This is a genomic window from Microcoleus sp. Z1_A1 (assembly GCF_036700305.1).
In the GTDB taxonomy this organism is placed as follows: Bacteria; Cyanobacteriota; Cyanobacteriia; order Cyanobacteriales; family Microcoleaceae; genus Microcoleus.
On record NZ_JAUBOR010000006.1, the window covers coordinates 136,038 to 158,950 of the forward strand.

Sequence of the window (22,913 nt, forward strand, 5' to 3'; positions counted from 1 at the left end):
GGCAGACTGCCAGCCCACACACCATCACAAAGTAGTTGTCAAGAACCTCAGCCCTGACGGCATGAGGCTTGAAAGAGAAATCTAACAAGCCATCTTGACCCGCCTAAGTCTTAACTGACTACGTTTTTTGAGTCACGACACCGGGCGAATGCGAAGCTAGTTCCCTGCTCTGTCGCTAGTAGTTAAACAGTTCTAAGGTAACAGGAACAGTGCTCCTAGCCCGCGCAAGCTCAGAAAACATTGGCAAAGCTAACTTTACCCCAGAAATGGGAGATTGAGGACAACCATATCCTCACGGGGGGCAACTACCCCCCTACCCCGCAAGGGGATTAAAATTAAATGTAAAGCCGTCCTGTAAGGACGGGGTTTCAGACCAGAGGAATTTTGATGACAAAATCAGGACAAGGATTTGGCTTCGGCCTGGGCAAAATGAAAGAACTGACTGAAGCTTTCAAAAAAGCTCAGCAGGTTCAAGAAGGAGCTAAAAAGCTCCAAGAAGAGTTGGATGTCATGGAAATTGAGGGAACTGCCGGCGGTGGCTTGGTCAAGGTTTTTCTCAGCGGCAACCAAGAACCCCGCCGCGTGGAAATCTCACCGGATGCCCTCGGTGAAGGTGCTGAGGTGGTTTCTGAACTCGTCACGGTGGCGATGCAGGATGCTTACGCTAAGTCTACGATGACGATGCGGGAGAAAATGGAAGAACTCACCGGGGGACTAAATCTCCCCGGTTTCGGTTAGTCATTAGTCATCAGTCATTAGTTGTTAGCTATCTGTGTTTAAAAACAAATCTATAGCTAATGACTGATTGATTTCTCTGAAGCACAAAACGTTGGGAAAAAGGGGAAAGTAAAAATTTTCTTTCTTCCCTTCCCATTAAAAATTACCAATTACTAATTATCAATTAAATGTCTTATAAATTATTGTTTGTATGCCTCGGAAATATCTGCCGATCGCCCTCAGCAGAAAATATTATGAATCACTTAATCGAACAAGCTGGTTTGAGCGATCGCATCACCTGCGATTCGGCTGGAACTGCTAGCTATCACATTGGCAGCCCCCCTGACAGGCGGATGGCATTGGCGGCGAAGAAGCGAGACATTGAATTGCTAGGCGAAGCCCGCCAATTTACCAGGAAAGATTTTGAAAATTTTGATTTGATTCTGGCTATGGATCGGGACAATTATCGCAATATTCTTGCCTTGGATGCGGCTGGAAAGTATAAAGATAAAGTGCGACTGATGTGCGATTTTTGCCAGAAATACGACCTTAAAGAAGTGCCAGATCCTTACTACGGTGGCCCGGAGGGATTCGATCGAGTAATTGATTTGCTGCACGATGCTGCCGAGGGTTTGTTGGAGTACGTTATCAATCAGGAAAAATTAACAATTACCAATTAACAGTTACCAATTACCAATTACCGACTAAATGGTGTTCCATCGCAAAGCGAACGAGTTCTGCACGGTTGTTGCTGTCAGTTTTTCTGAACAAGCTGCTGACGTGCTTTTCGACAGTTCGAGGGCTGAGGTGGAGTGTGGAGCCTATTTGAATATTAGAAAGACCTTCTGTCAGCAAATCTAGCACTTGTCGCTCTCGCTGAGTCAAAGTCGGAGCATTTTGGCTGGGAGATGCCCGTGAAGCGGAGCTATCTCGTAGGGAATCGCCTGTGTTTGACTTTTGAGTTAAAAAATCTGCTTCTGGCTTGTCATTGGCTCTGCTGCGTGCCTCTGTTGGCATTGGTTCGGGTTCCGGGGAACGAGAGGGGGCCTGAGCGATTAGAGCGTAGCGATCGAGCAAAGAGCGAATTACCGCCCCCAATTCTTGGAGTTCAAAAGGCTTAGCCAGATAATTGTCACACCCCATCTGATAGCCGCGAATCCGTTCCTCCGTGCTCGTGCGTTCGGTCAAAAAAATCACCGGCAGCAAGCGGAAAGCGGGACGAGTCCGAACTCGCCGTACAAATTCGTAGCCATCCATTTCGGGCATTGTAATGTCGGTAACAATCAAGTGGGGCCCAAATTCATCTACCAAGCCTAAAGCTTCTTTGCCGTTCTCAGCAGCGATTACAGAGTATCCGGTAATTTCTAGATAATCGGTAATCGACAAGCGAGTCGCGAAATCGTCGTCAGCAACCAGAATCGTTAATGGCATGGGGGAATTAAAAATTAAACATTAAAAGTGAAATTAGTCACTTTTAATGTTTAATTCTACTGTTTAATTCTCTTGATAGCTTGCAGTTAAAGTAGCCGGTTGTCCTAATTTGCCCTCCAAAGCTACGCCGCGCCCGTTGGCTGCCAAATGTCGCAGAGTTTTATAAATTGTCTCGATTTGCTCTGGTTTCCCTGCTTTTTTGGCTATTTCTGCTACAGACAGAGGTTTTTGGGCGTCTTTGAGCACTTGCAGTACCCGTTGCTGCAAATCCAATACAGCAGCGGCCGCTTTTTTGCCTGCTTCAACCCCTGGCTGGTGATAGGCATTGACATTCACCAAGGAACCGTAAAAACCTACTGCTCTTTCGTAGAGGGCGATTAATGCTCCTACTGTCTCCGGGTTGACTTGGGGAATTGTGACAGTAATGGAATCTCGGTGATTTTCGTACAAAGCTTGTCGAGTTCCCTGCAACAAACCCGACAAATAATCTCCTGAAGTGACGCCGGTTTCTACTTCTGGGGAAATGCCTTGCCTGTCTTGCAAAACTTCGATAAATGTTAGGAAGAAATTCGGCACGCCGTCTCGCAGTTGCTGGACGTAGGCGTGTTGGTCTGTGGTGCCTTTGTTGCCGTAAACTGCGATTCCTTGATGAACTGTGTTGCCGTCTAAATCTTCCTGTTTGCCGATCGATTCCATGACTAATTGCTGCAAGTAGCGGCTGAACAATAGCAGTGAATCTTTATACGGCAAAACTACCATATCTTTTTCGCCACGTCCGTTGCCAGCAAAATACCAGGACATTGCTAACAAGGCGGCGGGATTATGTTTGATTTCGGTGGTTCTGGTAGCTTCGTCCATGACTTTAGCGCCGTCGAGCATCGCCCGAATGTCGATGCCTTGCAAAGCTGCGGGCAAAAGTCCGACTGCTGACAATTCGGAAGTGCGTCCTCCCACCCAATCTGCCATTGGAAAAGTGGTAATCCAGCCTTCGGATTTGGCTAATTTGTCGAGTTGGCTGTCAACTCCGGTGATGGCAATTGCTTGTTTGGCAAAATCGAGTTTTTCGGCTGCGAAGACTTTTTGAACTTCGATCATCCCGTTGCGCGGTTCGGGGGTGCCGCCGGATTTGGAGATAGTAATTACTAGGGTGCTGGCGAGTTTGTCTTTGATTTTGTTGAGGACTCGATCGATCCCAGCCGGATCTGTGTTGTCGATAAAATGTATTGCTAGGGGCGGAATGTCTGGGGATAAAGCTTCGGCGACAAATTGGGGGCCGAGGGCCGAGCCGCCGATGCCGATCGAAATTATGTCGGTAAATTGCGGAGCAAAGGGCGGTTTAATATCGCGGTTTTGAACTTTCTTGACAAATGCTTCGACTTGTGATATTCCTTCGACTATTTCTTGTTTTAATTCTGGAGTGGGAGCTAAATCGGGGTTTCGCAGCCAGTAGTGGCCCACCATGCGGTGTTCGTCGGGATTGGCGATCGCACCTGCTTCTAAAGCTGCCATGTCTTTGAAAGCTTTGTCAAATTTGGGCTTCAGTGCTGCTGCGAAAGCGTCGTCGAATCCCATGCGGCTGATATCGAGGTAAAGTCCCAATCCCTCGTGATAGTAAAGCCAGTCTTGATAGCGTTGCCAGAGTGCTGCGGCGTCCATAGGAATTCTCTACAATTTTTTTAATGTTCGATCGGCGTCGTCAGGAATCAACCAATTGTAGTTTAAAACGATCTGATGTACGGCTTTTGCAGAATCCCAATAAATTTAAGCATTAATCGTCTGAAGGCAGCCGGAGCCGAAGGCAGTCAGAGCATTCGGCAGAATTAAACAATAAAAATATGACTTGGGCAACAGTCTTAGTAGGTAGATATCTCATTAATGGTCACACCCCATAGATAGATGGAAGCGGCACAGAAATTTAACTGTGGTCGGCGTTGGCGTTTGAGTCATGGTTTCACAATGTTCAAATTCGGGCGATCGGGTTCTGTAAAATAGGTATTGCGGTCAGGTTAAATATACTTTTAGCTGTCACTCAATAATCGGCTAAAAATATAATTAACAACTGTCAACTATCGGAAGTGTAGTATAATATACAGATATTAGAATTAAAGTGCGATCGACTATGCTTGCTCTATCTCCCGAATTAAAAGAAAGGTTAGCAACTCCGCTCAAAATCGGCGATTTTGAAGTTAAAAGCCGCGTCTTGCAATCGCCATTATCCGGCGTTACCGATTTGGTATTTCGCCGCCTGGTGCGCCGCTACGCGCCGGATTCGATGATGTACACGGAAATGGTGAACGCTACGGGTTTGCACTACGTGAAGCAACTGCCGAGAATTATGGAAGTTGACCCGAACGAGCGCCCGATTAGCATTCAATTGTTTGACTGCCGGCCGGATTTCTTGGCAGAAGCGGCCCAGAAAGCAGTGGCAGAAGGAGCGGATACTGTTGATATTAATATGGGCTGTCCGGTTAACAAAATTACTAAAAACGGCGGCGGTTCTTCCCTGCTGCGAGATCCGGAAACAGCCGAGGCAATTGTGCGGGCAGTTGTGGAAGCGGTAGATGTTCCTGTCACGGTTAAAACTAGGATTGGTTGGACTGACAAAGAAATTAATATTTTGGAATTTGCGAAGCGGATGGAAGATGCGGGTGCAAAAATGATTACCGTGCACGGCCGCACTCGATCGCAAGGTTACACCGGCCCGGCAAAATGGGAGTGGATTCGCCGAGTGAAAGAAGTTTTATCGATTCCAGTTATTGCTAACGGGGATATTTTTTCAGTGGAAGCAGCGATGCGATGTCTGGAAGAAACCGGCGCCGATGGAGTGATGTGTTCGCGGGGAACTTTGGGCTATCCTTTTTTGGTGGGAGAAGTTGATTATTTCTTGAAAACTGGTGTGGAAAAGATACCTCCGACACCAATTGAACGCCTCGAATGTGCTAAGGAACATTTGCGGGCTTTGTGGGAATATAAAGGTGAAAGCGGTGTCTGCCAAGCGCGCAAGCACTTAACCTGGTATGCTAAGGGTTTCCCCGGCGCTGGGGAATTGCGGGGCGTGTTGGCTGTGGTAGAAACGGTTGAACAAGGTTGCGATTCGATCGATCGCGCGATCGATCAATTGCCCGCAAGTTGAAATAAACTTAGATATTGCACCATTTTTAATAAGCCTTTCACGGGCGGGCAGGATGCCCAACCCCTACTCCCCACACTAAAATCTAATCTTTGTGGAACAGGCATCTTGCCTGTTCTTGAAAATGGTGCAAGCTGAAATAAACAAAACCCACCTCTGCGGGCTAAGATTTAACTAATGCGAATGGGAAGTCCCGCGCTCTACCGAAGGTGAGCGTCGGGATGAAAATGAGTCAGAAAATAAATTGAGCGACAGCGAATCAATATCGTTTTTGTGCACTATGATATTTTTACCGGTATTCTGCACTCCTGATAAATGTATAAAGCTTACAAGTACAGAATTTATCCCACAGATGAGCAAGATGTCTTGCTGGCAAAGTCTTTTGGCTGTGCGAGATGGTTCTGGAATTATGCTTTGAATCTGTGTCAAGAAACTTACAAGAATACCGGGAAAGGACTATCGAGAGCATACATACAAGGTTTGCTCCCTGCACTCAAGAAAGAATACGAATGGTTGAAAGAACCCTATTCTCAATGCTTGCAGGTCGTTGCATTGAATTTATCTACTGCCTACAAAAACTTCTTTGACAAGAGGGCGATGCCACCCAAATTCAAAGCCAAGCACGACAGGCAGTCGATCAGTTATCCTCAAAATGTCAAATTTGACGGTGACTATATCAATTTACCTAAAATTGGTTTAGTTTTCTGTCGGCGACACCGTGATTTCGAGGGCGACATCAAGACCGTTACCGTGTCTCGTAACCCAGACGGCAAACACTTTATTTCTGTTTTGACTGACGACGGGAAAGAAAAGCCTGAATCCGTCCCAGCAGGTAAAGCTATTGGCATTGATGTCGGGTTGACTCATTTTGCGATTACCAGTGATGGTTCTAAGTTTGGCAATCCCAAGCATTTTGTTAAACGTCAGCGGAACCTAAAACGTAAGCAGCAAAAGCTTGCTCGCAAAAAGAAAGGCAGTCAGAACCGGAAAAAGGCAAGATTGGCTGTGGCAAAAGTTCACTCCAAAATTGCCCGATGCCGTGAAGATTTTCTACAGAAGCTATCCCGCAAGATAGTTAACGAAAACCAAGTTATTGCAGTGGAAAATCTCAACATCAAAGGCATGGTAAAGAATCATAATCTAGCCAAAGCTATTAGTGATGCTGGCTGGGGTATGTTTTGTACCATGCTCAAGTACAAGTCCCAGAGCGAAGGAAAGCAATATGTCGAAATCGATAGATGGTTTCCTAGTTCTAAAACTTGCCATGTATGTCTAAATCGAGTTGAGAATCTCACTCTTGATATTAGAGCATGGAGTTGTCAGCATTGTGGTACTCACCACGATCGTGACGTAAACGCGGCAACCAATATTAGAAATGAAGCCTTGCGGATTTTGGCGTTAGGAACTAGCGCTTCTGCCTGTGGAGGGGATGTAAGTCGATCTGGTAAAACTTCGGTTTTGTTGGACGCCCCGCCCCGTTGAATCAGGAAGCCAGCGCTGTACCACTTAAGTGGTCAGCGTCTGGTAGTTCACGACAAAGTTAAAAATTTGTGTGTGGGGGAAAGCATGGATTCCTTAAAAGGGCGAGATTTATTAAGTCTGGCAGATTTAAGCATTGACGAATTAAATTATTTGCTGGATCTAGCAGCCAGTTTAAAATCGGGAATGGTCAAGCTGAAACGCAATAAAGTTCTCGGCTTGTTATTTTCCAAAGCTTCAACGCGAACGCGGGTAAGTTTTACGGTAGCAATGTATAAATTGGGAGGGCAAGTGATTGACCTCAATCCCAACGTTACACAAGTCAGCCGCGGGGAACCTTTGGTAGATACAGCCAGGGTTTTAGACAGATATTTAGACATTTTGGCGATTCGGACGTTCGAGCAAAAGGACTTAGCAACTTTTGCTAATTATGCGAAAATTCCTGTGATTAATGCGTTGACAGATGACGAACACCCATGTCAAGTTCTGGCGGATTTAATGACAGTAAAAGAGTGTTTTGGCAAGCTAGAAGGATTGACCCTGACTTATTTGGGCGATGGCAATAATATGGCTAATTCGCTGATGTTGGGCTGTGCAATGACGGGAATGAATGTAAGAATTGCTTGCCCTCAAGATTTCGGGCCCAATGCTGAGATAGTGGAAAAAGCTAAGAATATTGCTCAGGGAAAAACCGAAGTTACGGTGACGACGGACGCAGAAGCTGCTGTGAAGAATGCTCAAGTGATTTATACTGATGTTTGGGCGAGTATGGGACAGGAAGAGGAAGCAAAAATCAGAATTCCTTTGTTTGAACCCTATCAGGTAAATGAACAATTGCTGAAGTTAGCCGATAAGAATGCAATTGTATTGCACTGTTTGCCCGCACACCGGGATGAAGAGATTACCGATGCAGTGATAGAAGGCAGTCAATCGCGCGTTTGGGATCAGGCAGAAAATCGGATGCACGCTCAGCAAGCTTTGCTCGCAAGCATTCTGGAAAGCGATTAGGTTTGTAGTAACGACTTCAGTCCTTAAAGATGTTGTCAGTAAATATGTCGCCATTTCGCCAGTCCGCCAGGGGTTTAAACCCCTGGCTCAAAGCTTAAGTCGGTTTTAACCGACTGCGACTATTAGATTTATTGTATCGATTTTTTAGGCGAATAAAATTGCCGATGAATTCAAAATAGTTGGCGGTTTTACAAACAGATTAAATACTTGCCTCTCTCTCTTCTCTCTCTGCGCCCTCTGCGCCCTCTGCGGTTAATAAAAATTATTAAGTTCGCAGCGCGCACCTATGGCATAATTGGTGGCAACATTGCCTGAATTGCGATATTAAAAGTAGGAAATTCCAGCGGTGAAACGATCGCGCTTTCTCCCAGAATTAATTCGCTTTGATACCCATTTTCTGTAGGTTCTCGAAAAACGTGCAGTTGTCGATCGCCCACATTTAATACCCAATAATCGGCAATTCCCGATCGCGCGTAAGCTTTGGCTTTAATTTCGCGATCGAAAGTTAAGCTGCTGTCTGCCACTTCGATAATTAGATATACCTCTGAGGGCGTCGGATGGTGAGTCGCATAGTCAAAAGGATCGATTCTGACTACGGCAATATCTGGTTCGGGTTCAGAATTGTCATCAAGGGCGATCGGATCTTGCATACGTACCCAGGCAAGATTTCTAAAAAGGTATTGCAGCAAGCTATCTGTACGCCCTAAAGCGGAGGTGTGAGCAGTTCCTTTTGCACTCATTTTGATGATATTTCCTGAAAGTAGTTCGACTCGTTCCTCTGGGTGAAAAAATCCCATCTCTCCCAGCTTGTGATACTCTTTAACTGTCCATTTACGGAGCGTGAAAGCAGCTTCTGTTGTTAGCATATCTCGATTGATAAATTTATAATTTGATGTGGAATGATTTTATTTTAGCTTATGATATTAACTGGTTCCCAGGCAGAGCCTGGGAACCGATATCTAGAGGCTCTGCCTCGCAAGCTTTTATGGAAATTGGAGGCACAGCCTCCGGATCTGCGTTACCAGGCAGAGCCTGGTAACGAGTAAAGCAGTTAAGATGCTCCGAGATTGATTTTTGTTACGTCACCGGCGACAACATTAACTGTTTGTTGAATTTGACTTCCGTCAACTTTCAACTGATAAGTTCCCGGAGAAAGCTCGATCGCCCCAAACCATCCTTTACCATCGGCGCGCAGTTGACGCACCTTGCCAGCATCGATCGACTGCAATGTCAAGCTCGCACCGTCGCAAGTTTGAGCGCAGCGCTGCAAATTTCCGGCGATCGCACCTGTAGTCGGCCGCGACTTCCAAGGCATATCGGGAATCCCCACCGCAGTCGTCCACACAGGCTGAGTTTCAACAGTTTTACCCGTCGCGCCGTCAACGTATTGACTCGGCTGCGAGAGCGCGGTATAAAACCAATCATTGCTTTGAAGAACGTATTTCCAAGGCTGGCGGGGCAAATCACCGCTACCGCCCGATCGCAGTTCCACATTCGTGTAGACGTTGCTGCTAGCGTAGGAATACAGCACCGTACCCGCTAGGTTATTCCCTTTCGCAGAAGGCCCTTCGGCGCGGCGTACCTGCGCTAGAGTGTCTTCGATGTAGTTGAGGTAATTGCCGGGGCCGATCGCAATTTGGCGGTTATACTGGTGGTCTTTGGCGTACTCGATCCAGTTGTCATAAGCGAGTTTTTGCGATCGTTTGTACTCGCGCTGGTAAGTCATCGGCATCGCCATGTCTACAATCCCTTCTTCCAGCCAAGCGCGCCAATCCTGCAATACTTCTTTGTAAGGCTGTGTTTGATACCACCCTGCATCGTTTTTCGGGCCGTCTCCCCAGGCGATCGTGGCGGCGGTAATTTTAACGCGCGGTTTAATCGCAAGGCTTTCTACATAAAGCTTCCGCACTAAATTCGTCACCTGATCTCGCCGCCACTGCATCCAGGCGGGATCGGTGGGTGCGGGTTTGCCCGATCGACCTGTTTGCTGATTGAAACGGGCGATCGCAGTCGGATTGTAGCCCCAAGTCGGCCCGCCGTAGCGCACATAATCCAACTGTACGCCGTCCACATCGTAGCGCTTCAGCAAGTCCAAATAGACGGAAACAGTATAATCTACGGCGTCTGGATGGCCGGGATCGAGATAGCCTTGGGCTTGCCCACCGTAAGTCAGCATCGCCCAATTGTCGCTGCCGGGGGCAGAAGGCCCGTGTTGTTGCCAAACGTGACCGGCGGGAAGTTTGGTGCCCGAAACCACCGGCAGCGTCACCATCCAAGCGTGTACTTCAATGCCTGCGGCGTGGGCTTTGTCAATCAAATCTTGCAGGGGATCGAAACCCGCCGGAACGTTGGGATCGAGGGTGCGGGGTTCGATCGCACTCGTGTAAAAAGCATCGCCACGGCGGCGGACTTGGGCGACGATCGCGTTGGCATTTGCCCGCTGCGCGTCTGCGATCAATTTTGTGACTTCTTGAGGGGTTTTGAAGCCGGGGTTGAAGGCGTCCACCCAGAAGGCGCGAAATTCGGCGGTTTGGGTTTGTGGGGGCATAGTTGCGATCGCGCGGTTTGGGAACCAGTTTGATAACCAACCAGGAGTCAGCAGAAAACTAATTGTTAAGCCAATCAGGAACAAGCTTGACAAAAAGAATGTTTTGGTATTTCGCATCAGAAATGTGTGAGAGAGCGTTTAACAGTCCTTTACGGACTTTTGGTTTGAGCGTCCGCTTGACATTTTCGCACAAGGGTACATTCATTGGGTCGATCGGTAAATAGTTGAGTAATACCGCTGGGAGAGTCGAGAATGAGATTAAAATTGACCTTGGCAAAATGCGCGATATTTTCCGATCTTTCAATATAGCGGTTGAGCCCGTAAATTGAATCCGCTACACCACTTAACATAGTTTTACAGGCTAAATAGGGTTTTAATGATTTTCATTTTGGCTGTATCAAGGCCGGGTTCAAGTTTGGCAATTGGAGTTAGGCTTTTCCACTTGCCTTTATTTGCGTTGAAAATAGCATCTGCTGTTTTTTCGGCATCAATATTTTCAAAGCCGCCTATTTTATTAGTTGATAAGTAATTGAGGCGATCGAAAATTTCATCTCTTGATGCACGTTTCACACTAACCGCTTCAGGAGGTGGCGGTGGTGGTGGTGGTGGCGATATAGAAAACACTTTAGTAATACAATCTAATCTCGCCTTACTCAAACCACATGGTAGCTTAGTCAGAGGGATAAAATCTGACCATTGCTCCCGGTTAGAAGCTAAAATTTTATTGGCAGCTTCAACTGGTTTTACATTCTTCCACTTCTGTTCTTTAACTAAGTATTCAAGTGCAGCTATAATAGTATCTTTTGATGCTGTACTCAGATTGACTGTGGGATTTGCTTCTCGCGCTAGAATCTTCGCTTGTTCAATATTTGATGGTTTTGGGTCAATGACAATACACCATACTAAATCTAATTTGGCTTGTTGAGCTACAGCATAGACAAAGTGATTGCTCACAACTTGATACTGATAGTCGCCTGTTTCTTTAACGATAATCGGAATCCAATTGCGATTACCTGCTTGTAAGACGGCTTCGGCGGCTCCAGCAATGATAAACTCTGACTCAGAGCAGGGTTCTGCTGACTCAATTTTAGATAACTTCAAGTGCATTAACTTACCGATGTTCTCAGAATTACTCATACAAAAAATACTCCTTCGCTAATTTTAAGTAATATTCAGCGGCTTTTTTGTGTTGAAAAACCGCTGGTTTTCGAGAAAAAGCTGCAGTAGAAACAACTTCATATTCTGGAATACAGAATATAGTTGGGTCAATCACCGTTTTTGTAGATTTAGGCCAATAATAGGGTAACAAATTAGTATCTATAAGATAATTATCTCCTTTCTTAACTGTAAGAATTGCTTTAATTTCTGCATTGGCTCTTTTGAGTGAAGCCTCTGTTTCTTTATGTTTATTGAAAAATATCGGCAAGGCAATAGGGCCACCGTCCTTCCTAAGCTTCTTAACTTCAGGTAAGAATACTTTAATCACTTTAGCAGCATTTTTTAAAGATGAAAAGTTATTGTGTTCTGTTGGCATGAGGATTACATCAGAAGCTATTACACAGCTTTTACTAAAAAAAGTCCAGTTCGTAGGTGCATCAATTAAGATGTAATCATAATTACGAACAAAAATATCAAGTAAATCTCGTAGCCTTGCTGAACTTTTCTCAATTTTTGCTTCATACTCATAAGTCATGAACTTAGATAACCCTGAATCAGATGGGATTACATCAAACATCTTAACTAATTGACCAGCTTTATTCTTTAGATAAAATGGTTGAATAGTTTCTTTAACATTCAATGATTCATCAACCAGACAATCCGATAATTTGACTTTTCCCTCCTGTAAGCCTAATGAATCTGTTAAATCTCCTTGTTGTGGATCGAAGTCAACAACAAGCACTTTTTTCTGCTGTAGTCGAAGAATCGCAGCCAAGTTGATTGTCGTTGTAGTTTTTCCCACGCCTCCCTTATCATTATAGATGCAAATTGTTAAAGCTTGGGGTGGATTTTCCAGCAATTTCTTAAGTCTAGTAATAATCTCAATGATATTATCTTTGGTTATCCTCATGCAGTCAGTAGCAGGCAATACGATTTTACCATGTTTACGGAATAGCTGGATATCTGTTGAGTTAGTGATCATACCCCATTGAGATGTTTGGCACTTAGGATCAAGAAGATAACGTGTTATCTGTTCTTTAGTTTTTTTGTACGTGGGAGTACCTTCTGCTAAGTTATTGATTGACTTTCCTGATACTCTCCCTTTAACTTCAATGATTAAGTATGGGTTAATCTTAGAAACTGAAAATTTATCCTCATCGTGATTCTTGCGAGCAGCAAAATCAGCCTGACCCTTCCCTGTTTTAAACTGTTGTACCCACTCATCAGATGTGAATCCAAGTGCATTTAGAAGGCGTTTGACAAATCGATCTTCGACTTCTGGCTCTTCTGCATTCTCTGAAATACTATCTAAAACTTCATTCCAGTTGATAGTTGTCATGATTTAGGCCTAGATACTTAAGTAAAATCATAACGCTTGGTTTCAGTTTGTGTCATCGTTAGCTACCTCCCGATCTAGCTATATGAACAGTCAACATACTTTTGGATAAGTTATATATTTTCTAGGGCGCTTGACATTTTTGCACATCGGTGAAATTTTAGGCGAAAATAAACTGAACTGGCGATCCTCTTCGAGGGCTTCGCTAACGCACTTTTTGAACAAATGATAGTACCGCACTTTCAAACCCTAGCCCTTCCGGGTAACAGCTACTCAACTGCAAGCAATTTACTCGATCGAGTAGATGGCTGGCGCCAAGAAGCAACCCGAAAGTTGCAGCAAAGCCAGAGAGGAGAAAAGGGACAATTTTTAACACCTTCCTCCGTCGCAAGTTTGATGGCGGGAATGTTTGAATTTAACTGTCCCGATATATCGCTTTTAGATGCCGGCGCAGGAATTGGTTCCCTATTAACGGCCGTTGTTTGCGAGCTTTGTCAGCGCCCCAACAAACCGCGTAGCCTGCACGTTACAGCTTATGAAATCGACCTTATTCTGATTGAATACCTCAAGCAAACTTTAGAATTGTGCAGTATTGAATGTCAGCATTTTGGGATATCTTTTACCTGTGAGATTCGCGAAATAGATTTTATTCAAGACAGCGCCGATATGTTGCAGCCCAATCTCTTTAAACAACCAGTAAAACGGGAATTTACCCATGCAATTATCAATCCTCCCTATGCCAAAATAGACGCTAAATCCCAAGCCAGAACCTTGCTGCGTTCCATAGGAGTAGAAACTAGCAATCTCTACGCTGGTTTTATAGTTGCCGCCGCTCACTTACTCAAACCAAACGGTGAATTAGTGTCGATTACTCCCCGCAGTTGTTGCAACGGTTTATACTTTCGAGATTTCCGCAAAGTCTTCCTTCAAATGATGGCTTTACGCCAAGTACACATCTTTGAATCCCGACAGTTGCCATTTCGCGATGATGCGGTGCTGCAAGAAACTATTATTGTGCGCGCCACCAAACAAATAGAACAGCCAGATACTGTACTAATTACCTCAAGCAGCAGCGTGGGCGACGACCTAATTTTGTCTCACCAACTGCCCTATACCGCCCTAATTAATCCCAATGATTCCGAGCAATTTATTCGGATTTTACCGGATTCTGTCAGCCAGCAAGTAGTCGAGCAAATGGCTCAATTTACTTGCACCCTAGAGGAATTAGGCTTAACAGTTTCTACGGGAAAAGTTGTAGATTTTCGTGTTCGCTCTGACTTGCGCCTAAAACCTGAGAACGGTACAGTTCCGCTGATTTATCCCGCACACTTCTCGGCTGGCGGTGTTGAATATCCCACAGCCACGAGAAAGCATCAAGCTTTAGCTGTCACGGAAAAAACTGCTGCACTCCTCGTACCTAACGAACATTATGTTTTGAGCAAGCGCTTCTCGTCAAAGGAAGAGAAAAAGCGAATTGTTGCAGTTGTCTGGGATGCCACCAAAATTAATAGTTCTAGCGTTGGTTTTGAGAACCATTTGAATTACTTTCACCAACAGGGACGCGGATTAGACCTCACCCTGGCGCGGGGATTGGCCGTTTATCTAAATTCGAGTTTGGTAGATGCGTTTTTTCGACTGTTCAACGGACACACTCAAGTTAATGCTACGGATTTACGCAATTTGAAGTATCCTAATCTAGAGCAATTACTTTTACTTGGCGCTCAAATAGGAGAAATATTTCCTACACAGCGGGAGATTGATAAACTTGTCGAGAGACAACTGCTGAAGGCGACCAATCCGTTAGAAAATAGCCCAATGACAATCAAGAACCGTATTGATGAATCTCTAGAAATACTTGCAGCGCTGGGTTTTCCAAAAGGTCAGGTTAACGAACGTTCCGCCTTAACCCTTCTGGCTTTGCTTGACCTCAAGCCAAAGGATGCTTGGGAATTGGCAAAATCTCCACTTCGGGGAATCACACCAATTATGGAATTTATGGCTCAGCAATACGGTAAAAAGTATGCGCCAAATACGCGGGAAACTGTGCGCCGCCAGACTGTGCATCAGTTTCTAGATGCAGGTTTAATTGTTGTTAATCCTGACAGTCCCGAACGTCCGGTGAATAGTCCAAAAACTGCATATCAGATAGAAGAAAATGCTTTAGAAATGCTGCGAACTTATGAGAGTTCTGACTGGGACAAGAATGTTCGCGCTTACCTCGTTCATTTTAACTGAGATATTGCACCATTGTCAATTACTTGTTTAGGAACAGGCTTTTCGGCCTGTTCCACAAGAAATACACTCTTTGTGGAACAGGCCGAAAAGCCTGTTCTTGACAATGGTGCAAGATTTAAGTTTTAACGGAGAACATCTTTTGCAGGCTTATTCCAAAAATGAAAATATTTGTGAGTCTGAATGATGCTAAAATGCACTATTTATATGGCAGCCGCTGGCCTGGGAATGACATATACTGTGATGCAAGCGGTTTAGTTGACCGGAATTGTCGATCGCACTCAGTAAATCAAATAAGTAACTAGGTAAAATATCTCTGCAATGGAAAAAAAGCATAACGCTGGATTGTGGGTATCAGTATTATACTTCGCTCAAGGTCTCCCTTACACCGTCGTTAATTTAATGTCGGTGATTTTTTTGAAAGGTATGGGAACCAGCAACGAATTGATCGGATTGACAAGTCTTTTGTCTTTTCCTTGGGTTTTAAAAGGTTTGTGGGGGCCAGTTGTTGATTTGTATTCCACCAAACGCAAATGGATTTTAACAACCGAAATCATTTGTGCTTTTCTGTTTGCTTTCCTGGCTTTTGGTGTATTAACGCCGGCACCGATTATTATATCGCTTGTTATCTTTACCGCGATCGCATTTGTATCCGCTACTCACGACATCGCCATTGACGGATTTTATTTAAACACTCTAAATAAAGACCAGCAAGCCTTGTTTGTCGGGGTTCGCAACACGGCTTATAGAGGTGCTGTCATTGCCGGTAGCGGTTTATTGGTGTTCTTAGCGGGGAAACTGGCCGAACAGCATTTAGTCACTGGAAATACAGGCGACACAAAAACATATCAAAACATTCCACTGTCACTTTTCGGTTCGGATTTTAGCGTGTCGGCGCTTAACTACGGATGGGCGACAGCCTTTGGTATTTGTGCGATTATGTTTGTGCTGATATATCTTTTTCAGCGGTGGTATCTTCCCTATCCTAGAAATTACGATCTAGAATCCGGTGCACCCCAACAAACAACCAGCTTTGTCGAAGCATTCAAAACCTATTTTCAGCAAGATAAAATAGGTTGGATTGTGGCTTACGTCTTAATTTTTAGGTTAGGCGATGCCTTGACGTTTAAAATGGCTCCTCCCTTTTTAATGGATAAAGTTGAGAAAGGAGGATTAGCAGTTTCTACGTCGGATATGGGCTTATTATCCGGTACTTTAGGGGTAATGTTTCTGTTAATAGGAGGGTTGCTGGGCGGCTATTTGATTGCTAAACAAGGATTGAAAAAATGGATGTGGCCGACGGCAATTCTGCAAAATTCGACTAACGTGCTGTATTGGCTGTTGGCCATCAATCAACCGGGGATTGAATGGGCTTATGCTGTAAATTCGATCGAGCAATTTACTTACGGACTTGGCGTAGCTGCCTATACAGTGTTCTTGATGCGGACTGTCCGCCCTGAATACGAAGCATCTCACTATGCAATTACAACGGCTTTTATGGCCGCAGGAGTGCTGATTCCGGGGGTTTTTAGCGGCTACTTGCAGGCGAGTCTCGGCTATCAAAATTATTTTTTGATGAGCGCGCTGGCTGTGATTCCCGGTATGCTGACGATTTTCTTTCTGCCCCTAGACGATGAGAAAAAATTAGCATCGATGCCCCGGCCTGGACTGGACGATTTCGATTAAGATCAAGTCCGGTCGCTATAATTATTAGGTTCGGGCGGGGCTGGTTTACCAATGTCTGCACTTTTTTTTCAAGATTTCGGTGAACCCGCCCTTGGAGGAATATTGATGTTTTTAATCATGGAAGAGTATAAATTGTCGGTATTTGTTTTCCTAATATAAAATAAGGACACAACATTGTTGTGTCCCTACCCAATATCTGTATTGTCAGCAGCCAACTAAATCGCAATAAAATCGCTAGCTGTTAGCGGACTACTTGGAATGCCAGGAATACTGGCAAGAACTTCGCCGTTACTGGCAATTTCGATCGTCGTTATAAAATCGCCTGGAGTAACTCTCAATTGGTTGAAGGTCAAACCTCCGCTCAAACCGATTAAATCTTCACCTTTTTGAAAGTCTAAAAATGTATCTGTACCGGCACCTGCTCCTAACACCAATACGTCGCGTCCAGTGCCACCAATTAAGAGATCCGCACCCATTGCGCCAATGAGTGTATCGTCTCCTTCTCCACCGCTCAAATTGTCATCCCCTTTACCACCTAATAGTAGGTCGTTGCCGCTGCCACCGCTGATAATATCGTTGCCTTTGTTGCCGCTGAGAGTGTCGTTTCCCCCATTGCCAGTGATAATATCGTCCGCTGCAAAACCTGATGCTGTATTGTTGGCATCGTCGCCTACTAAATTGTTAATTTTGGAGACATCGAGAGCAGTTTGCATTGCCACAACGTTTGTTAAAAACGAGCTTCCCGGAGTGGTTCTTAATTGTTCTAAACTGCTGCGCGATTCCAGCGATGTTGCTAAGGTTGGCAGTGCAAAGTCTAAGCTAGCTAACAGTTCTAAATAATCTGAATCTGTGAAAGTGAAATCAGGGCGGTTCAACTGGTCTACAGAGATTTCTGTCTGAGTCAAGCCGGGAGGAGGAGAAGTTAACAAACCGTTTTGGGTGTGCTTTTCCAAGACAAGTAGCGGGTTGATAATCGGGTTAGTAAATGTTTGAAGAACTACTTTTCCCGGTAGGAAAGCTTCTCCTCCCAAACTCACAAAATCGCCGCTAACTATGTAGTGAGTTACATTTTTTCCTGGGCCGACTTTCTGCTTGAATGTATTGACTGTACTCTGAGCAACTCCGGGAGAATTGAAGGTGACAACATCTCCGATAGTAGATGTAAATTCGGTGGCGGCTAGTTGCGTTATGGCGCCGCCTAAGCTGTGTCCGAGAACATCTGGTGGCAAGCGGCTGGGGTTTTTGGCTGTATCTTGACTGATTTGTGTCAGCCAATTTCCTAATGCTTGTTTGTTGGCTTCAAATTGGTTGAAACCTGCGCCCCGCGGGTCTGCGTTGGCAATATCGTCTACGGGCGAGTCAGTGCCGCGAACTACCAAAACAGGCGGTTTGTCTGGGGTGGTGGAAATTAAGCCGATCGCGTGAAATCCAGTTCCGGGATCGTCAAAGGTGCGATCGATTTGGTAGCCAGCAGCACTCAAACCTGTTTGAACTAAAGTTTGAAACTGGGGCTGGTCATCTATGTAAACAAGTTGCTTGGCTATAGTTTCGTAAGCGGCGGGGGAGGAGGGCATATTTTTTTATTTCCTGTCGTTTGATGGGGAATTAGTTTTTAAGCTACTTAACTCAGTTTACTATAAACTTCGTTTATTAACCATATTAATGGGTCATTTTTAGTGGCTTTTTAGGGGCAAATTAATTGAGATTTTTTAACAAAAAAAACCTCTCGATACAAAACCCATGCGGGTTTCTCGCCACCACAAATACAAATTTTGCTCGCCCTAAAACTATACAAAATCTACCCGACTAATATCGCTGGCAACTACGCCTCTGAGAGTAGCAAGAATTTCCCCAGTAATCGGGATACTAATTAAAGCTCCGTCAACACCTTGGGTTACTGTAACTTGAGGAAAAGTTAGACCCCGCGACAGGGTAATTAAATCTTCACTATCTTGAAAATCTACAATCACATCTGCTCCGCCACCGGGTTCCAATACAAAGCGATCGCGCCCCGCACCACCAATTAAAAAATCGTTGCCCAACTCGCCGGAAACCAAATCATTTCCGTCGCCCCCCTCCAAATAATCGTTATCTCTGCCGCCGTACAAGAAATCGTCGCCATCACCACCGATGATGCTGTCATTACCTCGATTGCCTCTGAGAGTATCGTTACCGCCGTTGCCGGTAACTGTATCCTCTCCAGGGCCCCCCGTAGCAGTATTGTTGCGAGCGTCGCCTGATAAATAATTCGGTTGTAAGGGAGCTAAACCGTATTGCATTTGTCTGATCAACTGCACAAAAGAAAATTCTGGTGCGGTTCTCACACTCTCTGCACCGCCTCTGCTTCTGATGGCGACTGACACATTGGGCAAGGCCAAATTCATGGCAGCGATAAACTCGTTAAAATCTGAATCGTTGTTATAAGTAAATTCAGGACTGTTTAATTGTTCTACGGAAATTTGCCTCTGCAAAAAACCCACGGGCGGATTAGTTAACAAATTTTCAGTTCGATGTTTTGCCAAAACAGTTAAGGGATTAATACTCGGATCGGTAAAACTTTGGATAAATACTTTACCCGGAATAAATGCTTCACCAAACAAGCTGACGAAATCTCCGCTGACAATGTAGTGAGTGACATTTTTGTTGCCGACTCTGCCGAGATTTCTCCGAAAACTGGTGAATGTACTCGCTGATACTCCTGGAGAGTTGAAAGTAAAGATATCGCCGGTCAGAGTTGTGTATTCTGTTGCTACAATTTGAGCGACTGCTCCGCCCCAACTGTGTCCGATGACATCGGGCAATAATTTGTTGGGGTTTTTACCAGTATTTTGACCGATTTCTGTGAGCCAATTTTGGATATTATCTTTGTTTTTTTCAAATTCAGGTAAACCAATGTCCCGCGAGTCGGAAAAGATAGCGTCGCCGTCGATGAAGTCTGTACCTTTAAATACGAGGGCGGGCGGGTTTTCGGGATTGGATGAACCGAACCCGATCGCATAAAAGTTGGTTTCGGGGTCGTCAAATATGCGATCGATATAGTAGCCATTAGTATCTAGGAAAGTCGAAACTTCATTTTGCGCGCTCGGCTTTTGATTCAAAAAAACAATTGATTTAGCTAGAGCTTCATAAACAGCAGGCGAGGCACTCATAATATTAGATTTTCTGTTTGTTGGTATTTGCGATCGCTCTCTTCTTGAGCTAATTGTCCAATGGCAGCCATTATAGCTGACCAGATTTGTATGGTACACTTGATAATATCAACTCAAGAATTAAGTTTTTGCGGTTATGGGTATCATTCGTCAATACATTGCTCCATTAATAGCGGTATTAGTATTTTTCGCGGCTCTGGTAGCAGTCAGTGCTCGCATCTTTTTGCCTGGTGACATGGCTGCCCCGGCACCGATTGAGGAAGCGATTCCCCAAAAGCAAGCGGCAGTGGTGAATCCAATTTTCTTGGGGCTAAATTATGCCGCTTTCCGTGTCCGCTGAGCTGATGTCTGCTCAACTGATACCGGGCTACGGGCTGCGATCGGGATCGGGACTCGATCGAGCAAAACTGGTAAAGTTTATGCACCGGACTTACCGAGAGCTTTACCCGGATGGGGAATTGGGACATTTGGCTCAAACTGTCGAGCAGTATTTTTCTAACCAGACGCCGGTTTGGTGGGTAGAGTGCCAGAAAAACACTCAGGAAGAGGCAGAAATTTTGCCGGCGCTTCCCTCGCAGTATCTCAATCCTCAATCTCAAGTCCAAAATCTGACATCGGTTGTCGGATGTTTGTGGTTGGGAAATGCGATCGACCAAACCACCGGAGAACGCTACGCTCACATTTTTTTGCTGTACGTAGCACCGGAACATCGCCGTTTAGGACTCGGTGCAGCTTTAGTTATTCATGCTGAAAATTGGGCGCGGGAAAGGGGCGATCGGCAAATTGGTTTGCAAGTATTTCTGAGCAATCAGCCTGCGGTGAATCTCTATCAAAAATTAGGCTATCAAAGTCATTCCGTCTCGATGCTCAAATCTCTTTGAAATATAAATTCTACTGGTTTGGAATCAGGGCTAAAGTCCTGATTCATCCCAATTATGAGGACTGAAGTCGTCACTACCAACTTAGGTGACAGCAATTATGAGGACTGAAGTCCTCACTACAAACTTAGGTGACAGCAGAGGAATTTGTTTGTTGTAAGTCATATGTTGCACCATTCTCAATTAGCCTTTTAGGAACAGGCTTTCCGGCCTGTTCCACAAGAAAATTTATCTGTTGTGGAACAGGCCGGAAAGCCTGTTGCTGACAAGCGCCCCCTACAATTATTGACTGCTGAGTGCTGACTGCTGACTGAGTTGCTTAGGAGCATCCTCTGTGCGGTAAAGTTTTTTTATGAACAATAACGACTACCCCAACGCCCTTGATACTGACACGGAACTGGAAAGCCCTTTGGATCAATTTGACGAATCCGAACCCCCGCTGCCAGATCCCGATGAAATGCTGCCAATGCTTGCATCCCCGGAACCTCAGCACCGGATGATTGCGGCGCGGGCTTTTTGCGAACTGCAGGACGATCGAGCAATTTCGCATTTAATTAATTTATTGAGAGACGGTTGCCCCTTGGTGCGGGTAAGCGCGGCTTATGCTTTGGGGCGAAATCCGAGTCCCGATGCTGTGGAACCACTGATTCTTCAACTTAACCGCGACTGGAACGGTTACGTTCGCAAAGGGGTAGTTTGGGCCTTGGGAAATTGCAGGGATCACCGCGCTTTGCCATCTTTAATTGATTCTCTGAAAACTGATATTTCGGCGGTGCGTTTGTGGGCGGCGAGTTCTCTGGGTCAAATGGCAAAAGTTGGTTACTATGTGGTGATTGCGGCGATTCCGCCGTTGATTGAAGCGCTGCGGGGAGATTCTGTATCTGCTGTGCGGAGCAACTGCGCTTGGGCGATCGGGCAACTGGCTCGCGAATTGCCGAATAATATAGTGTACGCTGGGGCGATCGATGGTCTAATTGAAGCTTTAGAAGAAGATGAAGACATGGGCGTGCGGGAAGATGCTAAATCTTCACTTTTGCGAGTTGGCGACCCGCGCGGATTGCAGATAATTGAAGATTTAGAAATGGAAGGAATTTTGTGATATAATTATCACATTGAAACACCATTTACTAATTATCAATTATGAATTTCATCAACCCTAAGACAGATTTTGGTTTCAAAAAAATCTTTGCTTCGCCCCAGAGCAAAGAAGTTTTGATTAGCTTCCTCAATGCTATGCTCTACAACGCAGAGCCGACAATTAAAGACTTAGAAATCATCGATCCCTACGCCGCGCCTAGCGTTACTGGATTAAAAGACACTTACCTGGATGTCAAAGCAAAAATTACGGGCAACAAAACTGTAATTATCGAAATGCAGGTCATCAATGTAGAAGCTTTTACTAAGCGCGTCATATATAATGCAGCCAAAACCTACGCCACTCAACTCAAACGCAGAGAAGGCTACTCAAAATTAAATCCTCTCATTGCTCTCACAATTACGGATTTTATCCTGTTTGAAAATACCGAAAAGTTTCTCTCACATTTTGTATTTAAAGAAGTCGAAGAAAACTTCGAGTATTATAGAGAAATAGAGTTAGTTTTTGTTGAACTACCAAAGTTTAACAAAAAATTAGAACAAGTTGAAAATCTGATTCAAAGCTGGATTTATTTTATAAAAAATGCTCCTGAACTGGAGGAAATACCGGATAAATTGGCGTCAGTACCCGAAATTCAAACAGCTTTTAACATTGCTAACAGGTCTACCTTAAACCTTGACGAGTTAGCATCATTAGAAAAGCGGGAAATGTTCTTTGAAGACCAACGCGGTGCTGTTATTAAGGGGATGCAAGAAGGTCGCCAAGAAGGTCGCCAAGAAGGTCGCCAAGAAGGTCTAATTGAGGGGCAAACAGCATTAATCCTGCGTCAAGTCGCGCGGCGCACTGGTGAAATTGCGCCGGAAATTCAAACTCGCATCCAACAGTTATCTCTCGAACAATTAGAGGATTTAGGAGAAATATTGTTAGATTTTACCAGTCAAGAGGATTTGATAGCTTGGCTGGAATCCGTGTCAGCATGAATTTATAAATTTTGCACTCCTGATACTAAATCCGGCTTTAATACCTCGTTCATTCTTTATTCGCCGCAGGCGGACGGTGTTTGTG

20 protein-coding genes are annotated in these 22,913 nt (G+C 44.9%); 11 read left to right on the top strand and 9 right to left on the bottom strand.

The features are described 5' to 3' along the window. The first annotated feature begins 387 nt into the window (after nucleotides 1-387). Complete coding sequence (locus tag QT973_RS05905) at nucleotides 388-738, top strand: YbaB/EbfC family nucleoid-associated protein (RefSeq protein WP_015178392.1); 351 nt, start codon at nucleotides 388-390, stop codon at nucleotides 736-738. A 167-nt stretch (nucleotides 739-905) separates the two neighbouring features. Continuing rightward, a complete protein-coding gene (locus QT973_RS05910) occupies nucleotides 906-1,397 on the top strand; it encodes a low molecular weight protein-tyrosine-phosphatase (RefSeq protein ID WP_333057146.1) in 492 nt (163 codons plus the stop codon). A 10-nt stretch (nucleotides 1,398-1,407) separates the two neighbouring features. Here the strand turns inward: QT973_RS05910 and QT973_RS05915 are convergent, their stop codons facing one another. Beyond that, on the bottom strand, nucleotides 1,408-2,148 hold the full coding sequence (locus tag QT973_RS05915; protein WP_333057147.1) for a response regulator transcription factor: 741 nt from the start codon (nucleotides 2,146-2,148) through the stop codon (nucleotides 1,408-1,410). A gap of 63 nt (nucleotides 2,149-2,211) precedes the next feature. Further along, on the bottom strand, nucleotides 2,212-3,804 hold the full coding sequence (locus QT973_RS05920) for a glucose-6-phosphate isomerase (protein WP_333057148.1): 1,593 nt from the start codon (nucleotides 3,802-3,804) through the stop codon (nucleotides 2,212-2,214). Nucleotides 3,805-4,267: 463 nt separating this feature from the next. Between QT973_RS05920 and dusB the strand changes: the two genes are divergently transcribed. The 3 genes from dusB to argF all read left to right on the top strand — a co-directional run bounded on the left by dusB (nucleotide 4,268) and on the right by argF (nucleotide 7,765). After that, entirely contained in the window at nucleotides 4,268-5,281 is a 1,014-nt protein-coding gene (dusB, locus tag QT973_RS05925; RefSeq protein WP_333057150.1) for a tRNA dihydrouridine synthase DusB, read from the top strand. Between the two features lie 312 nt (nucleotides 5,282-5,593). Continuing rightward, nucleotides 5,594-6,760 (top strand): RNA-guided endonuclease TnpB family protein, encoded by a 1,167-nt coding sequence (locus tag QT973_RS05930; protein WP_333208655.1) that lies wholly within the window; start codon nucleotides 5,594-5,596, stop codon nucleotides 6,758-6,760. An 84-nt stretch (nucleotides 6,761-6,844) separates the two neighbouring features. After that, nucleotides 6,845-7,765, top strand: a complete 921-nt coding sequence (gene argF, locus QT973_RS05935; RefSeq protein ID WP_333052921.1) for an ornithine carbamoyltransferase — start codon at nucleotides 6,845-6,847, stop codon at nucleotides 7,763-7,765. 284 nt (nucleotides 7,766-8,049) lie between these two features. On the opposite strand, the gene QT973_RS05940 is transcribed toward argF, so the two are convergent. The 5 genes from QT973_RS05940 to QT973_RS05960 all read right to left on the bottom strand — a co-directional run bounded on the left by QT973_RS05940 (nucleotide 8,050) and on the right by QT973_RS05960 (nucleotide 12,810). Further along, a complete protein-coding gene (locus QT973_RS05940; RefSeq protein ID WP_333208654.1) occupies nucleotides 8,050-8,631 on the bottom strand; it encodes a Uma2 family endonuclease in 582 nt (193 codons plus the stop codon). A 185-nt stretch (nucleotides 8,632-8,816) separates the two neighbouring features. Continuing rightward, nucleotides 8,817-10,430: a family 10 glycosylhydrolase gene (locus QT973_RS05945; protein ID WP_333390888.1), complete on the bottom strand. Its 1,614-nt coding sequence runs from the start codon at nucleotides 10,428-10,430 to the stop codon at nucleotides 8,817-8,819. Nucleotides 10,431-10,462: 32 nt separating this feature from the next. Further along, nucleotides 10,463-10,663, bottom strand: coding sequence for an alpha-E domain-containing protein (locus tag QT973_RS27010; protein ID WP_445243116.1), 201 nt, complete (start codon nucleotides 10,661-10,663; stop codon nucleotides 10,463-10,465). Between the two features lie 4 nt (nucleotides 10,664-10,667). Next, on the bottom strand, nucleotides 10,668-11,450 hold the full coding sequence (locus QT973_RS05955; protein WP_333052918.1) for a hypothetical protein: 783 nt from the start codon (nucleotides 11,448-11,450) through the stop codon (nucleotides 10,668-10,670). Further along, a complete protein-coding gene (locus tag QT973_RS05960) occupies nucleotides 11,443-12,810 on the bottom strand; it encodes an AAA family ATPase (RefSeq protein ID WP_333052917.1) in 1,368 nt (455 codons plus the stop codon). Before QT973_RS05960 ends, QT973_RS05955 begins: the two co-directional genes overlap by 8 nt. A 222-nt stretch (nucleotides 12,811-13,032) precedes the next feature. Here QT973_RS05960 and QT973_RS05965 point away from each other — a divergent pair, with 222 nt between their 5' ends. Further along, nucleotides 13,033-15,042, top strand: coding sequence for an Eco57I restriction-modification methylase domain-containing protein (locus tag QT973_RS05965; protein ID WP_333390891.1), 2,010 nt, complete (start codon nucleotides 13,033-13,035; stop codon nucleotides 15,040-15,042). Between the two features lie 318 nt (nucleotides 15,043-15,360). Beyond that, the gene (locus tag QT973_RS05970) at nucleotides 15,361-16,725 is read left to right on the top strand and encodes an MFS transporter (RefSeq protein WP_333208647.1); all 1,365 of its coding nucleotides are present in this window, start codon (nucleotides 15,361-15,363) and stop codon (nucleotides 16,723-16,725) included. A gap of 215 nt (nucleotides 16,726-16,940) precedes the next feature. Here QT973_RS05970 and QT973_RS05975 read toward each other — a convergent pair whose 3' ends face one another. Continuing rightward, entirely contained in the window at nucleotides 16,941-18,299 is a 1,359-nt protein-coding gene (locus tag QT973_RS05975; RefSeq protein ID WP_333052914.1) for a calcium-binding protein, read from the bottom strand. Nucleotides 18,300-18,512: 213 nt separating this feature from the next. Beyond that, on the bottom strand, nucleotides 18,513-19,874 hold the full coding sequence (locus tag QT973_RS05980; RefSeq protein ID WP_333052913.1) for a calcium-binding protein: 1,362 nt from the start codon (nucleotides 19,872-19,874) through the stop codon (nucleotides 18,513-18,515). Nucleotides 19,875-20,010: 136 nt separating this feature from the next. Between QT973_RS05980 and QT973_RS05985 the strand changes: the two genes are divergently transcribed. The 4 genes from QT973_RS05985 to QT973_RS06000 all read left to right on the top strand — a co-directional run bounded on the left by QT973_RS05985 (nucleotide 20,011) and on the right by QT973_RS06000 (nucleotide 22,828). Beyond that, entirely contained in the window at nucleotides 20,011-20,214 is a 204-nt protein-coding gene (locus QT973_RS05985; protein ID WP_333052912.1) for a hypothetical protein, read from the top strand. A gap of 4 nt (nucleotides 20,215-20,218) precedes the next feature. Further along, nucleotides 20,219-20,755, top strand: a complete 537-nt coding sequence (locus QT973_RS05990) for a GNAT family N-acetyltransferase (RefSeq protein ID WP_333390894.1) — start codon at nucleotides 20,219-20,221, stop codon at nucleotides 20,753-20,755. A gap of 349 nt (nucleotides 20,756-21,104) precedes the next feature. Continuing rightward, a complete protein-coding gene (locus QT973_RS05995; protein ID WP_333052910.1) occupies nucleotides 21,105-21,851 on the top strand; it encodes a HEAT repeat domain-containing protein in 747 nt (248 codons plus the stop codon). A 41-nt stretch (nucleotides 21,852-21,892) separates the two neighbouring features. Further along, nucleotides 21,893-22,828: an Rpn family recombination-promoting nuclease/putative transposase gene (locus tag QT973_RS06000; protein WP_333313880.1), complete on the top strand. Its 936-nt coding sequence runs from the start codon at nucleotides 21,893-21,895 to the stop codon at nucleotides 22,826-22,828. The last annotated feature ends 85 nt before the right edge of the window (nucleotides 22,829-22,913 follow it).

What these genes read in the sequence shown, in the direction of transcription:
- QT973_RS05965 (WP_333390891.1), top strand. Translation starts at nt 13,033, where the DNA reads ATGATAGTACCGCACTTTCAAACCCTAGCCCTTCCGGGTAACAGCTAC.
- QT973_RS05920 (WP_333057148.1), bottom strand. Translation starts at nt 3,804, where the DNA reads ATGGACGCCGCAGCACTCTGGCAACGCTATCAAGACTGGCTTTACTAT.
- QT973_RS05915 (WP_333057147.1), bottom strand. Translation starts at nt 2,148, where the DNA reads ATGCCATTAACGATTCTGGTTGCTGACGACGATTTCGCGACTCGCTTG.
- QT973_RS06000 (WP_333313880.1), top strand. Translation starts at nt 21,893, where the DNA reads ATGAATTTCATCAACCCTAAGACAGATTTTGGTTTCAAAAAAATCTTT.
- QT973_RS05995 (WP_333052910.1), top strand. Translation starts at nt 21,105, where the DNA reads ATGAACAATAACGACTACCCCAACGCCCTTGATACTGACACGGAACTG.
- QT973_RS05955 (WP_333052918.1), bottom strand. Translation starts at nt 11,450, where the DNA reads ATGAGTAATTCTGAGAACATCGGTAAGTTAATGCACTTGAAGTTATCT.
- QT973_RS27010 (WP_445243116.1), bottom strand. Translation starts at nt 10,663, where the DNA reads ATGTTAAGTGGTGTAGCGGATTCAATTTACGGGCTCAACCGCTATATT.
- dusB (WP_333057150.1), top strand. Translation starts at nt 4,268, where the DNA reads ATGCTTGCTCTATCTCCCGAATTAAAAGAAAGGTTAGCAACTCCGCTC.
- QT973_RS05970 (WP_333208647.1), top strand. Translation starts at nt 15,361, where the DNA reads ATGGAAAAAAAGCATAACGCTGGATTGTGGGTATCAGTATTATACTTC.
- QT973_RS05910 (WP_333057146.1), top strand. Translation starts at nt 906, where the DNA reads ATGTCTTATAAATTATTGTTTGTATGCCTCGGAAATATCTGCCGATCG.
- QT973_RS05985 (WP_333052912.1), top strand. Translation starts at nt 20,011, where the DNA reads ATGGGTATCATTCGTCAATACATTGCTCCATTAATAGCGGTATTAGTA.
- QT973_RS05980 (WP_333052913.1), bottom strand. Translation starts at nt 19,874, where the DNA reads ATGAGTGCCTCGCCTGCTGTTTATGAAGCTCTAGCTAAATCAATTGTT.
- QT973_RS05905 (WP_015178392.1), top strand. Translation starts at nt 388, where the DNA reads ATGACAAAATCAGGACAAGGATTTGGCTTCGGCCTGGGCAAAATGAAA.
- QT973_RS05990 (WP_333390894.1), top strand. Translation starts at nt 20,219, where the DNA reads ATGTCTGCTCAACTGATACCGGGCTACGGGCTGCGATCGGGATCGGGA.
- QT973_RS05960 (WP_333052917.1), bottom strand. Translation starts at nt 12,810, where the DNA reads ATGACAACTATCAACTGGAATGAAGTTTTAGATAGTATTTCAGAGAAT.
- QT973_RS05940 (WP_333208654.1), bottom strand. Translation starts at nt 8,631, where the DNA reads ATGCTAACAACAGAAGCTGCTTTCACGCTCCGTAAATGGACAGTTAAA.
- QT973_RS05945 (WP_333390888.1), bottom strand. Translation starts at nt 10,430, where the DNA reads ATGCGAAATACCAAAACATTCTTTTTGTCAAGCTTGTTCCTGATTGGC.
- QT973_RS05930 (WP_333208655.1), top strand. Translation starts at nt 5,594, where the DNA reads ATGTATAAAGCTTACAAGTACAGAATTTATCCCACAGATGAGCAAGAT.
- QT973_RS05975 (WP_333052914.1), bottom strand. Translation starts at nt 18,299, where the DNA reads ATGCCCTCCTCCCCCGCCGCTTACGAAACTATAGCCAAGCAACTTGTT.
- argF (WP_333052921.1), top strand. Translation starts at nt 6,845, where the DNA reads ATGGATTCCTTAAAAGGGCGAGATTTATTAAGTCTGGCAGATTTAAGC.